The sequence below is a fragment of the Bacillus sp. FSL L8-0099 genome, assembly GCF_038006385.1.
Lineage (GTDB): Bacteria > Bacillota > Bacilli > Bacillales > Bacillaceae_G > Bacillus_A > Bacillus_A toyonensis.
The window spans coordinates 1,635,415-1,648,911 of sequence record NZ_JBBOVC010000001.1; the positions used below are offsets into that span (position 1 = coordinate 1,635,415).

General features: G+C 33.3%; 14 protein-coding genes. 11 read left to right on the forward strand and 3 right to left on the reverse strand.

All coding sequences use genetic code 11. The features are described 5' to 3' along the window. Positions 1–181 precede the first annotated feature (181 nt). On the forward strand, positions 182–1,570 hold the full coding sequence (gene fumC / locus MHH42_RS08610) for a class II fumarate hydratase (RefSeq protein ID WP_000456622.1): 1,389 nt from the start codon (positions 182–184) through the stop codon (positions 1,568–1,570). A gap of 107 nt (positions 1,571–1,677) precedes the next feature. On the opposite strand, the gene MHH42_RS08615 is transcribed toward fumC, so the two are convergent. Beyond that, positions 1,678–2,100, reverse strand: coding sequence for a PH domain-containing protein (locus tag MHH42_RS08615; RefSeq protein ID WP_000669053.1), 423 nt, complete (start codon positions 2,098–2,100; stop codon positions 1,678–1,680). A 633-nt stretch (positions 2,101–2,733) separates the two neighbouring features. On the opposite strand from MHH42_RS08615, the gene MHH42_RS08620 reads away from it, so the two are divergent. Then, positions 2,734–3,498 carry a DUF2087 domain-containing protein gene (locus MHH42_RS08620; protein ID WP_000997950.1) on the forward strand — a complete coding sequence of 255 codons (765 nt, stop codon included), beginning with the start codon at positions 2,734–2,736 and terminating at the stop codon, positions 3,496–3,498. A 97-nt stretch (positions 3,499–3,595) separates the two neighbouring features. Next, complete coding sequence (locus MHH42_RS08625) at positions 3,596–5,005, forward strand: MATE family efflux transporter (protein ID WP_340893165.1); 1,410 nt, start codon at positions 3,596–3,598, stop codon at positions 5,003–5,005. A gap of 134 nt (positions 5,006–5,139) precedes the next feature. On the opposite strand, the gene MHH42_RS08630 is transcribed toward MHH42_RS08625, so the two are convergent. Next, positions 5,140–5,838 (reverse strand): peptidase E, encoded by a 699-nt coding sequence (locus MHH42_RS08630; protein WP_000762103.1) that lies wholly within the window; start codon positions 5,836–5,838, stop codon positions 5,140–5,142. Between the two features lie 392 nt (positions 5,839–6,230). Between MHH42_RS08630 and MHH42_RS08635 the strand changes: the two genes are divergently transcribed. The 6 genes from MHH42_RS08635 (at position 6,231) to MHH42_RS08660 (ending at position 9,997) form a co-directional block, all read left to right on the forward strand. Further along, a complete protein-coding gene (locus MHH42_RS08635) occupies positions 6,231–6,629 on the forward strand; it encodes a DUF3942 family protein (protein WP_000347531.1) in 399 nt (132 codons plus the stop codon). 97 nt (positions 6,630–6,726) lie between these two features. Continuing rightward, positions 6,727–7,143 carry a BlaI/MecI/CopY family transcriptional regulator gene (locus tag MHH42_RS08640; RefSeq protein WP_000495072.1) on the forward strand — a complete coding sequence of 139 codons (417 nt, stop codon included), beginning with the start codon at positions 6,727–6,729 and terminating at the stop codon, positions 7,141–7,143. Position 7,144: 1 nt separating this feature from the next. Continuing rightward, the gene (locus MHH42_RS08645; protein WP_000871944.1) at positions 7,145–7,957 is read left to right on the forward strand and encodes a M56 family metallopeptidase; all 813 of its coding nucleotides are present in this window, start codon (positions 7,145–7,147) and stop codon (positions 7,955–7,957) included. Positions 7,958–8,011: 54 nt separating this feature from the next. Beyond that, positions 8,012–8,725 carry a cytochrome c-type biogenesis protein CcdA gene (gene ccdA / locus MHH42_RS08650; protein WP_000990446.1) on the forward strand — a complete coding sequence of 238 codons (714 nt, stop codon included), beginning with the start codon at positions 8,012–8,014 and terminating at the stop codon, positions 8,723–8,725. Positions 8,726–8,744: 19 nt separating this feature from the next. Beyond that, positions 8,745–9,299: a TlpA family protein disulfide reductase gene (locus tag MHH42_RS08655; protein ID WP_000733179.1), complete on the forward strand. Its 555-nt coding sequence runs from the start codon at positions 8,745–8,747 to the stop codon at positions 9,297–9,299. Positions 9,300–9,316: 17 nt separating this feature from the next. Then, the gene (locus MHH42_RS08660) at positions 9,317–9,997 is read left to right on the forward strand and encodes a prolipoprotein diacylglyceryl transferase family protein (protein WP_000454793.1); all 681 of its coding nucleotides are present in this window, start codon (positions 9,317–9,319) and stop codon (positions 9,995–9,997) included. Between the two features lie 51 nt (positions 9,998–10,048). Here the strand turns inward: MHH42_RS08660 and MHH42_RS08665 are convergent, their stop codons facing one another. After that, positions 10,049–10,594 carry a helix-turn-helix domain-containing protein gene (locus MHH42_RS08665; RefSeq protein WP_000427659.1) on the reverse strand — a complete coding sequence of 182 codons (546 nt, stop codon included), beginning with the start codon at positions 10,592–10,594 and terminating at the stop codon, positions 10,049–10,051. Between the two features lie 144 nt (positions 10,595–10,738). Here MHH42_RS08665 and MHH42_RS08670 point away from each other — a divergent pair, with 144 nt between their 5' ends. Both MHH42_RS08670 and MHH42_RS08675 read left to right on the forward strand, forming a co-directional pair. Beyond that, positions 10,739–12,073: a D-serine ammonia-lyase gene (locus tag MHH42_RS08670; protein WP_000658443.1), complete on the forward strand. Its 1,335-nt coding sequence runs from the start codon at positions 10,739–10,741 to the stop codon at positions 12,071–12,073. A gap of 158 nt (positions 12,074–12,231) precedes the next feature. Continuing rightward, entirely contained in the window at positions 12,232–13,479 is a 1,248-nt protein-coding gene (locus MHH42_RS08675) for a DUF445 domain-containing protein (RefSeq protein ID WP_000058290.1), read from the forward strand. Positions 13,480–13,497 lie beyond the last annotated feature (18 nt).

Sequence of the window (13,497 nt, forward strand, 5' to 3'; positions counted from 1 at the left end):
TCCAGTATCTTTTTAGTAGGTCACAATGGAAAGGATACAGCCTAAACTTAAGTTTAGGTCAAGAGGAATTTTAAAAAATAAATATCAAATATTTATATATATGAGTGAGAATCCTTATCATTTGAAGGGAAGTCTGTTAATATAAGAAATGTAGGTATTAAATTTTCAAGGGGATGAAAAAATGGAGTACAGAATTGAAAGAGACACATTAGGAGAAATAAAAGTTCCGGCTGATAAATTATGGGCAGCGCAAACACAAAGAAGTAAAGAGAACTTCCCAATTGGAACAGAGCAAATGCCGCTTGAAATTGTAAAAGCATTTGCGATTTTAAAGAAAAGTGCGGCCCTTAGCAATCAAAAACTAGGGAAGTTATCAGAAGAGAAAGCAAAAGCAATTGTGGAAGCTGCTGATGAAGTGATTGAAGGGAAATGGAATGAGCATTTTCCACTTGTCGTATGGCAAACGGGTAGTGGTACACAATCTAACATGAATGTGAATGAAGTAATTGCAAACCGCGGGAATCAAATTTTGAAAGAAAAGGGATCTGACGTACATATTCATCCGAATGATGATGTGAACATGTCTCAAAGTTCAAACGATACATTTCCAACAGCGCTTCATGTAGCATGTGTAATTGCGGTAGAAAATCACGTATTACCAGCAATTACGAAGTTAAAAGAAACTTTAGCAGAAAAAGCAACTGCATTTGAACATATTATAAAAATCGGTCGTACACATTTACAAGATGCAACACCGTTAACTTTGGGACAAGAAATTAGTGGATGGCACCGTATGCTTGAAAAAACTGAGCGTATGATTGCTGAGAGCAATACATATATGAAAGAGTTAGCAATTGGTGGTACTGCAGTTGGAACGGGTATTAATGCTCATCCTAAATTTGGTGATATGGTATCTGAGGAAATTAGCCAATTTACAGGTAAGAACTTTATTTCTGCACCAAATAAGTTCCATGCATTAACGAGCCATGATGAAGTTGTATATACTCATGGTGCATTAAAGGCATTAGCGGCTGATTTAATGAAGATTGCTAACGATGTACGTTGGCTTGCAAGTGGTCCACGTAGTGGTCTTGGAGAAATTATTATTCCAGCAAATGAGCCAGGAAGCTCGATTATGCCAGGTAAAGTAAACCCAACACAAAGTGAGGCGTTAACAATGGTTGTGGCGCAAGTGATGGGAAATGATACAACAATCGGATTTGCTGCGAGCCAAGGGAATTTTGAGTTAAACGTATTTAAACCAGTTATTGCTTATAACTTCTTACAATCAGCGCACTTATTAGCGGATGCAATTGTTTCGTTTAATGATAATTGTGCAGTTGGTATTGAAGCGGATGAAGAAGTAATTAACGAAAACGTGAATCGTTCATTAATGCTTGTTACAGCATTAAACCCTCATATTGGGTATGAAAATGCAGCGAAAATTGCAAAACATGCTCATAAAGATGGTTTAACTTTAAAAGAGGCAGCATTGCAATCGGGATTATTAACAGAAGAGCAATTTGACGAAATTGTAGATCCGAAAAAAATGATTGCTCCAAAAGAATAATAGAAGAAGCCCAGATTCGAAATTTCGAATCTGGGCTTCTTTCTCACATATAAATTTTAATCCCTTTTTATGTTTTCTTCAACTGCACAACTGTAAGTTCTGAAATATTATTTGGTAGTGGTCGAATGGATTACTTTTATATGTGGGCAGTTCTCTTTTAAGAGTGAAATGAATTTTTCTTCGTCTTGTGGTACGAAAGTTTTCACGGAATCAAATAAATTGTAATCAATTTCTAATTGCTGTCGAGTCCATTTTTCTGAACGGAGTTTTTTTCCAGAGTATTTAATGTGACGAATGTCTTCAAATGGAATTTCAGTGCGCAGTATGAACCCGTGTTTTACAACAATTGATGATTTCGTTATATTATAGTGTGAAAAATAGAATGAAGAAAGATTCACGATATTTAACAGCATCATAAGAGTAAAAAAAATAGAATTTTCATTTTGGAAGAATAGTGAAATGAAAAAAATAATTATAAATAATATAATGAAAATGACGTGAAATGGATTTTTTTTTGCTTTAAATTTCAAGTAAGTCACCTCGATAAAAGTGTTCTTTAAATAAATTAAATCACAATATCTTAATGAATCGCAAAAATATGCAAGATTGCATATTTTTGGGGTTTGTTATTCGTGTAAAATTTTTTGATAGGATAAATGTAAATAAAGTTTTTTTATAGTGGAGTGGCATGAAGTGGCTTATAAGAATAGAAATGTAGCGCTAGTCATATTTAGTTGTATAATGATTATGAGTGGCTGTTCAAATAAAATGGTTGAGGATGGAAACCGAAAACATGTATTTATAGAGACAAGTAAAGTTTTAGTAGAGGTTGTTTACAAAAAATATAAAAGATGAAAGGGTGCTTCTATAAAAGGAAGCGCCTTTTTTGTAGTTAAAATGGAATATTTGATAGGGGGTAAATAGAGGATTTGTTTCATTTCGGATATCACTTTAATTAAGTTATTACAGTTTCTCCATGGAATAATAATTTCATTATAGTTAGCGGTTATTTGAGAAATTTATAGATGATTTTATAAAAGTTTGCAAAATAGGTAAACGAAACATTGAAATGTCTGATTTATGTATGTTAAGATGATGAAGTGATAATAAACGTAATTGTAATTTGTTTGTTTTTAAATAAACATTTTGAAGGAGTGTTTAGTGTGAACGATATTTCAGAGAAGTTTTGGGATGCGTCGGTAGAGGAACTGAAAAAAGGGTATGTGTTTGATGAGGAAGCAGAGGAGTATATTTGTTTAGCATGTGGAGAAGCGTTTATTAAAGGAGTTATTTATCAACATAATCAAGTTTTGTATGAAGCAGAGAAGTTTGTCCAATTGCATATGCATAGTGAGCATACGTCTATGTTTGATTATTTATTAAATCTTGATAAGAAGTTTACTGGTTTAACCGATTTACAAAAGAAGATGGTTCAGTTTTTCCATATGGGACTGAATGATAAAGAAATTGTAAAAGAGATGGACGGCGGTAGCACATCGACGATTCGTAATCATCGTTTTACATTGCGAGAGAAGATGAAGCAAGCAAAAGTATTTTTAGCGTTAATGGAATTATCAGAAGAAAAATCGAAGGTACAAACGAAATTTGTACCAATTCATAGAACAGCAACGATGGTGGATGATCGATACAATATTACGGAAGAAGAAAATGATGAAGTATTAAAAACTCATTTTATAGATGGATTAGATGGGCCGCTTTCTAAATTTCCGAAGAAGCAAAAGCGTAAATTAATTATATTACGTCACTTAGTGAAAAAGTTTGATAGTAATCAAAAGTATTCCGAAAAAGAAGTGAATACAATTTTAGAAAATGTATATCCAGATTTCGTGACTTTAAGAAGATATTTAATTGAATATGGATTTTTAGATAGAACAGCAGATGGAAGTCAATATTGGGTGAAGTTATAATAATGCGGAAAGAAAATGAATAGAAGCAAATCATTATAACAACTATACAAAGAGATAGAGATGGAAAAAAGATTTTTAATAAAAGGAGAAATGTAATTTGAAACCACCTACAGATAACAATAAAGAAGGTGTGGAGTCACATAAGTTAGAAAGTGAGAGTAAACCGATTTGGAAATCGATGTCTATGTTTTTAGTACCGCTATTATTAAGTAATGTACTTCAATCAGTTGGACAATTATTTGGTATGGTCGTAGTAGGGAGATGGCTTGGTGTCAATGATTTAGCAGCTATATCAGCATTCTTTCCGTTATTTTTCCTACTCGTTTCATTCGTAATTGGAATTGGGTCGGGTAGTTCTATTTTAATTGGTCAGGCGTTTGGCGCTAAAAATGAAGATCGTTTAAAAGCTATCGTTGGTACGACACTTACATTTACGTTTATTATCGGAATTGCATTGGCGATAATAGGCAGTATTTTTGCAATGGATATTATGCGTCTAATGGGAACGCCAGAAAATATAATTGAAATAAGTGTACATTATGCAAGAATTTTATTTATATCGATGCCAGTATTATTTTTATATTTTGCATACACAACATTTATGAGAGGGACAGGAGATTCTAAAACGCCATTTTACTTTTTAATTGTAAGTACAGCGCTAAATATGATCTTATTACCAATTCTTATTTTTGGCTGGTTAGGAGCTCCGAAATTAGATGTGTATGGAGCAGCATATGCTTCTGTTATATCGACAGTTATTACGTTTATTGTCATGCTAGTGTATTTAAAGAAGAAAAATCATCCACTACAACTAGATGGAACGGTAAGGAAATACCTTCGAATGGATGGTGAGTTGTTAAAGCTATTGCTACGACTCGGTATTCCAGCGAGTATTAATATGATATTAGTTTCATTATCTGAAATTGCGGTAATCGCGTTTGTAAATCGTTATGGTTCGGATGCAACAGCTGCTTATGGCGTCGTGAATCAAGTTGCCAGTTATGTACAAATGCCAGCCGTTAGCCTTGGCATTACAGTCTCTATTTTTGCGGCACAATCAATTGGTGCAAATCAATTTGATCGATTGCAGAAAGTTGTAAAGGCTGGAATTATTATGAACTATGTTATCGGTGGTATGTTAATATCTTTTATTTACTTGTTCTCAAGAGACATTTTATCACTATTTTTAACGAGTCAAACTACAATTGATATTGCTCATAGTTTAGTTATGATTACATTATGGAGTTATTTAATTTTCGGTCATGCACAAATTATTAGTGCGACAATGCGAGCGAGTGGTACAGTATTATGGCCAACTGTTATTGGTGTTGTATCAATTTGGCTAGTTGAAGTACCAGTAGCATATTATCTTTCTTACCATACAAGCCTTGGAATTGAAGGGATATGGATTGGATACCCAGCAGCATTTATTGTTAGTCTCATATTACAGTATGCATATTATAAGCTTTCATGGCAGAAGAAACGAATTACACGATTAGTTAGTTAAATAGTGAAAATGTCCCTAAGTTATTATACTTAGGGACATTTTTTTGAAGCGTATGTTTATCTCGCAAAAGCCTGATTGATGAGGGCTAATAATTAGTGGGGATGAAGAAAACCCCCACTGATTAAAGTTTCACTTTATAAATAGCTTTTTAAAGTGATATCAAAATGTTGTCTAATAAGTTTTTTATCACTCATATAAAACTCCCACGCTTTTTCTGGTGCACCGATAATTTCAAAGGATTCTTCTGTAATATATAAAGCGCAATCATCTTCTAGTGCAATCCCCTCTATATTACCTTGGTGATTTTGTAAAAAGGAATGAAAAGCATTCATTCTATTTAATTGATTATAATGTGGGCAAAACCTTTTGTTAACAATCCCCCAGCCGTTACTTTCTACATAACCAGAACCTTCATAATCTGATCGGATACTAGATGTGAACCAACACATAGCACCAGCACTATACCCTGCAATGAGTGTTCCTTGCTCGAGAGCCAATAGTAATTTCTCATCTAGTTTATGTTCTTTCCATTGTGTAAGCATTTCAACATAGTTTCCACCACCAAGGTAAATGAAATCGGCTGAATGAATCATCTCATCTATTTCATATTTAGAAGGCATATCGGTTATTGTACGTAAAATTTGTACATCACAATGGAATTGGTTTTCAAACGTGTCTAAAAATAATTTTATATAGCTTTCATCATCATGACTAGCTGTTGGAATGAATAATATTTTTGGGTACTGTTTATTTGTTAATTCTATAAGTCGTTCATTAATATGAAAGTGATTTAAATCTTGTAAATCACCACCACCAATGACAGCTAATTTCATAGTAAAGCACCACCTAATCATTTTTGTTATGTAAAAATTCGATAGAAGAGAGTTACATTCCTTCTCTAATGTAATGAATAAAGAGAAAATACAGTTTAAATATATTGGAATAGTAAAGGGAACGATGATTATATAGAGTGATGAATTAGAAACAGTTTATTGATATATAATATTGCATACTATTGTTTCAAAATATGGAAACAATATGGTTAAATGGATATAACGACTCATTAATTAATATTGAATGAGTGTATATATTTTATAAAGGCGTCGGAAATACTAGGGATTTTACAAACGTATTTTTTACTTTTTATAGGAACTTGTATTACAATATGGTAAAGTTATATTAATATATTTATTCGGTATAGAATGAAAAAAGGAGCGTGAAAAAAGTGGATTTTCGATTTGAATTTACAACGAAGTTGAAAGAATACTTAGATGATGAGAAGGATGAAAAAGTAATAAAAGATGGACATAGAGATATAATTTTTCATTATTTATATGCATTAGAGAGTGAAATTGGCGTCGTTAAAAATCCTAACTTTACTTTTTTTGCATCAGGAAGACGTTCACATATAGTATTGGAGAATGTTGAATTTAAAACGGAAGTCAATGTGAAAAGTAATATAATTGAAATTACAAAAATAGTGGATAATGTAGCTATTCCGTTAGACACTATCGTAGCGAAAAATCGGGAATTATTTGCACTTGGGCGTAATGAGAAGTTTAGTGTACAAATATTAGAGCAGTATCTATTTGATACATTTGGAGAGAAGTTAGGTTTACAATGAATGGATATTCATAATTAGTGGATAGCAGTTTATATCATTCGTGTTTGACCTTTCATTTAATTTGTACTACAATCTGTAGTGTGAAAGGAGCCATACTATGTTTACTCAAAATTATAAGTTAAATGAGCAAGGGTTAAATCACTTCTTTGGACCACTTGAAGCGAAAATAATGGAGATTGTTTGGTCCACTGAAGGTATTACCATTAAAGAAGTACAGCAGAAATTAAGTGAAGAATCACCGGTGAACTTTAATACTGTTATGACAGTTATGAACAGGTTAGTAGAGAAACTACACTTAGAAAAACAGACTGTGAGAAGAAGTGGCATATATCATGCTGTACAAACAAAAGAAGAATTCTTATCCAATCAAACGAAGAAAATGACGCAGGAATTAATGGGGGAATTTGGAGATTTAGTTGTAAATCATATGTTAGATGAGTTAGAGCAGGCTGATCCGACTTTACTAAAAAAATTAGAAGATAAATTGAGTCAGTTAAAAAAAGAGGATCGATAAAATGAAATGGCAAATGCGTAAAATCGTATTGTTAGCAGTAATTGTTAGTACTCTCTTTTTTTGTATGTTAACGTATTACGTTACATATCCATTTCTTTTTCAAAATAAGGCGTTCTTTCTTTCAAAGTTTTGCTTGTTTCAGTTAGAAAAACATATGAAAGAACTATCGTTGATTCGTATCATAATAGCTGGATTATTATTACTTACTGTACTGATAGTGTGCAAAAGAGTTTGGCGGCAATTTTTCTATAGTAAAAAATTACAAAAAATACTTGTACCTTTTATTAGAAAAGGAAAACAAATATATATATTACCGACCGAGGAAATTGCAGCATTTACAATTGGATTATTTCGTCCGAAAGTTGTCATGTCAGAAGGGATAATTCACACGTTTTCAGAGGAAGAAATTGATGCGATTGTTTTTCATGAAGAATATCATCAAAACAATCGGGATCCACTAAAATTATTTTGTTTTACGTTATTAGCAGAAGGAATGTTGTACATCCCGATATTAAAAGGGCTGCTACAGCGATACCATACGTATCAAGAGTTAGCAGCAGATAAATATGCGATGCAAAAAATGAAATCCTCATTCGAGTTAGGTAGCGCGTTATTAAAATTAATTAAAATAAAGACAATGGAAAATCGATGTGTGACAGCTTCATTTGCAAAAACAGCAATAAATTTACGAATTGAGCAAGTGTTAAATGAAAAAGTTGTGAAGCTTACTATCCCGTTACATACAAATTCGGTATATGTAACGCTAGGTTTATTCTGTATGTCGATTGTACTTATTGTCGGAGAGTGCATATAGCCTCTTTTTTTAACAATTAACACTACTAGGTGTAGTGTTTTTAGGGGGAATAAAATGAACGCAGCAGATTTAACAATTTGGCTTGTAGCTGGGGCGGGAGTATTGTCATTTATATCGCCATGCTCTTTACCTCTATATCCATCTTATTTATCTTATATTACAGGTGTTTCAATTCAAGATTTAAAAGAGAATCGTGGGATTATGCAAAAATCAGCGATTATACATACCGTATTTTTTATGATTGGATTTTCGGTTATATTTTATGCGTTAGGTTTGTCGGTAAGCTGGATTGGAATAACATTCTCATCTAACCAAAAATTGATTCAACAAATTGGTGGGGTTTTTATTGTTTTGATGGGGTTATTTATGACTGGATTGTTTCAGCCTAAGTGGCTTATGGCAGAGAAAAAGGTGCAGTATAGAAGTAAATCGACTGGATATATTCGTTCGATATTAGTCGGTATGACATATGCAGCGGGATGGACGCCATGTGTTGGGCCGATATTTTCAGCTGTACTCATGCTTGGCGCGACGAATCCTGAAGGGGCACTTCTTTATATTACAGCGTATACTCTTGGGTTTGCGGTTCCATTTTTCGTGATGGCATTCTTTATTGGGAAGGTAAAATGGATTGTTACATATGCCAATGTCATGATGAAAATTGGCGGCGTAATGATGATTGTAACAGGTGTTTTATTGTATACAAATCAAATGACGAAAATTACAGCGTTCTTTATTCGCCTATTTGGTGGATTTACAGGATTTTAAAAAATGAGGAGGAAGAAAAGTGAAGAAACTAATTGCTATTATATTAGTAGGAGCACTCGTTTGGGCGGGTGTTAACTTTTATAATTCAAAGAAAGAAGAAAAGGAAAGAAAAGCGAAACAAGCGGAGTTAAAAGAGAAAGAAGTATTACCACAAATAGGGTTTAAAGCACCAAATATAACATTAAAAGGATTAGATGGAAAGTTGTATTCGCTAAATGATGCGAAGGGAAAACCATATATTATTAATTTTTGGGCATCGTGGTGTGGACCATGTGAAATGGAGGCACCTGACTTAGTTCGTTTTTATGACAAATATAAAAAGGATATTGAAATCTTTGCAGTAAATGCAACTGTTAGTGACCCAGTACAAGAAGCAACTGCATTTGCGGATCGCTATGGATTTGAGTTTCCAGTTCTTCTAGATATGGATGGAGTAGCTGGATTAGATTATAAAGTATTTTCTTTACCAACGACATTTTTTGTTAATAAAGATGGAATTATAGTAGATCATGTACGAGGGGTATTACCTCCAGATCAATTAGAAAAGAAATTTCAAAAATTAATTGAGGGTTAAGAGGGGATTTTGCAGCGATGGAGTGGATCATGAGGTTACAACCCGTATCTCTTATAATTGGAAGTCTATTTGGATTTATGCTGATGAAACGAAAGATGAAGCATCAAAATGTACCGTATGAAAAAATGATGGATGCTGTAACAAATGCGTTTCTTATTATCGTATTTGTATGGAAATTTGCACCGGCAATTTTAAATCCAGTATGGGCTTTTAGGTCGCCATTGCAAGCATTACTAGCTGTAGGAAGCATGCAGCACATTTTAATAGGGGGCATAATTGCGAGTGCATACATTGTTTGGAAAAGTAAAAAGGAGCAATTTTTGCTTCATATTTTACTTGATGCATTGCCTTTTGCATTGTGCGTGAGCAGTATCTTTTATTTTCTATTCCATCGAGAAGTAGGTGTACAAACGACACTACCATGGGGAATGAAAATATATGAATCTAAATTTTTATATCATCCTATTTTCGCATACGAGATCATCCTCGCCCTTTGTGTAATTGGTTTGTTATGGATGAAAAATGAAAGATTAGGAACTGGAAAAAATATAAGTGTTTTTCTAATTTGTGAGGGGACTGCTCATATTGTTATTTCGCTTATTAGTGAACAAAACTCGGTTCTATTTGGCCTGTCAATACAGCAAATACTTAGTTTTTGTGTTATTAGTTTAGGCATTTTGTTCATGCCGAAAAAATAAAAATAGCCATGTACGGAGAGTATCCGTGCGTGGCTATTTTTATTTTATATATTAAAAAATCGGCGGGGTAACAGAAAATAAGACAATTGCATTTTTCTCGAATTGATTTACCCATTTATGCTTTAAATAAGCAGGTATTTTTACACTATCACCAGTTTCTAATGTGTACTCTTCTTCATTTAAATACAATGTAATTGTTCCGTCTAATACAAATGCTAATTCTTCACCTTTATGTTCTAGAATATTATCTGATGAAGAAGTATTTGGGGGAACAGTCATAATTGCTGTTGCTAAATTACCTGTGAAATCAGGCGATAGCATTTCATATGATAAATTATCGATAATCATTTTTTTTCGTTTATGAGAGCGCACGATTAAATCGTCTGTATTTGTTTCTTCAAGTAGAAAACTAAATGTTGGAACATCCAGTGCCTTTGCGAGTACCTTTAACGTTTGAATGGAAGGGTTAGCAGAACCACGCTCAATTTGACTTAACATAGATGGTGTAATTTCAGCCATATTTGCTAGTTGTTTACTAGTTAAACCTTTTTCTTTTCTTTGCTTTTCAATCTTTTTACCAATATCTATATTTTCCATAAAACATTCTCCTTAATGATTATTAAATTATATTTAAATAAATTAAATTAAAATTAACTAAAATGAATAATTTATGTTAAACTATATTAAAATTAATTATAATTTATTGTATAGCAAGCTACAAGGATATGAGGAGGAAACGGAATGAAGGAAATAGAGGTATTAAAAGCAGAGTATCCATTAGTTAACAAGCTTATTGCAACAGAAGAAATATTTTGGATAAACCCGAATATAGAAAAATATGAAACAGCAATAACAGCTTCACCACTTAATGAAGAAGATGTCAAAGACGCGGAAGAGAGATTAAAGCGTTTTGCACCATATATTGCGAAAGTTTTTCCTGAAACGAAAGAAACGAATGGTATTATAGAATCACCTTTAGTAAAAATACCTTCAATGAAACAGTCTTTAGAGAAAAATTACGGGCAACTTATACTAGGAAAATTACTATTAAAATGTGATAGTCATCTTCCGATATCAGGATCAATTAAAGCTAGGGGCGGGATTTATGAAGTGTTGAAACATGCTGAACAATTAGCTCTGCAGCATGGAATGTTAACAGAGGAAGATAATTATTCTATTTTAGATAGTGACACATGTAGAGAGTTTTTTGCAAAATACTCAATTGCGGTAGGTTCTACAGGTAATTTAGGGCTAAGTATTGGGATTATGAGTGCGAAACTAGGTTTTAACGTAACTGTCCATATGTCAGCAGACGCAAAAGAATGGAAAAAAGATTTATTAAGAAATAAAGGTGTAAATGTTATTGAATATGAAGCTGATTATAGTAAAGCAGTAGAAGAGGGGCGTCAGCAAGCAGATGCAGATCCTAGCTGTTATTTTGTAGATGATGAAAACTCACATGATTTATTTTTAGGATACGCAGTAGCAGCATCTCGTTTACAAAAGCAATTAGAAGAGTTAGAGATTATAGTAGATGAAGAACATCCTTTATTCGTTTATCTTCCGTGTGGAGTAGGTGGGGGACCTGGCGGGGTAGCATTTGGTTTAAAGTTATTGTATAAAAACAACGTCCATTGTTTCTTTGCAGAGCCAACACATTCTCCATGTATGTTACTCGGGTTAATGACAGGACTTCATGATAAAATCGCCGTTCAAGATATCGGGATTGATAATATAACAGACGCGGACGGACTGGCAGTAGGAAGACCGTCTGGATTTGTCGGTAAAACGATAGAACCATTTTTGAACGGAAATTACACAGTAAGTGATGAAGAGTTATATAGATTATTAAAAGAACTGGCTGATAAGGAAAATATTAATTTAGAGCCTTCTGCATTAGCTGGTATGGTTGGGCCAGTGAATGTATGTAAAAATGAAAACGAGTATTTACAAAAGCAACAGTTAACAGAGACGGTGAAAAAAGGTACTCATATTGTGTGGGGAACTGGTGGGAGCATGGTTCCAGAAGATGTGATGAATGGGTATTATAAGAAAGGTTTGGAATTAACAATATAAGAAAAATGAGGCTAGTTGTAGCCTCATTTTTTCATGTACATAAAAATCTTTGTTATTTTCACAATAGTTCTTTATAGTATAGATATGAAGGATTACTAATATCGAATAAATATAACAAAACAGCTTTATTTTACATAATAAGAGGATGTGTGTATACGATGTCATTACAGACTAAATATATAGCGGGTATTTCGCTTGGGGTTATGGGAGTAGGCTTTGCTGCTTCTATCCCTTTTCAAGGAACGATAGCTGGAGAGATTATACAAGGGGGATTTGAAGCTGGATTAGTTGGCGGACTTGCGGATTGGTTCGCGGTTACAGCATTATTTCGTCATCCGATGGGAATCCCAATTCCGCATACAGCTTTGTTACCTAAAAACCGTAAACGAGTAACGAAAGGGCTCATTCATACGTTAGAAAATGAGTGGCTGACGAAAGAAAGTATTACGAATAAAGTAAAAGAAATGCAGTTAGCGCAAATGGTGCTACAAATTGCTGAGAGAGAAATGCAGTCTGATGCTGTGAAAAAGGGAATTGTAACGATTGCTGAGAAAGCGATTGTTTCAATAGATACAGAAAAGTTAGCTGTTATTATTGAAAAAGAACTTAAAACATATTTGCATACAATTAATACGAGTAACATCTTACAAGTGCTTGTTGATCAATTAGTTGTGCAAGAATATGATGAAAAGACACTTGATTACATATTAGTAAAAGTGAAAGATTGGACAGCGCAAGATGAAGCTCGTTACCAGCTTGGAAGCTTAGGTATGAAGGCGATGGAAAACATAAAAGTAGATGGATTCTTACAGTTTACTTTGAAATCGTTTATGAATATTGTAGATGAAGATAAAATTGGCGGCATTTTGCAGAAATTTATTATTAGCAATATTAACAGCTTACAAGATGCAGATAATGGCACAAGACAACTTATCTTATCAAAAATTCGCCAAGAAATTATAAATGTAAAAGAAAATGAAGCTTTACTACAGGAATTAGAAAATTGGAAAGAAAAGTGGATTGCGAATTGGGATGCTACTGACAAAATAAAAGAGATGCTGGAGCAAGTACAACAAAGAGCAGTTACCTTTGTAAACAAAGAAGAATTTGCTGATACATATGTTATTCCATTTTTACAAACGCAAATGAATAAAATAAAAGAAGACGAAGTGACGGTTCAAAAAATAGAAGATTGGTTACAAAAGCAAGTTGTCACACTTGTTGAAAAGAATCATTCGAAAATTGGAAAACTTGTACAAGAAAACCTTGATAAACTAGACGATAAAACATTAATTGAAATGATCGAAAATAACGTCGGTAAAGATTTGCAGTGGATCCGAGTGAACGGGGCTGTTTGCGGATTTATGATTGGCTTAATTTTAGAAGGAATTAAAGCGATTATATGAGAAAAACCTTCCACATTT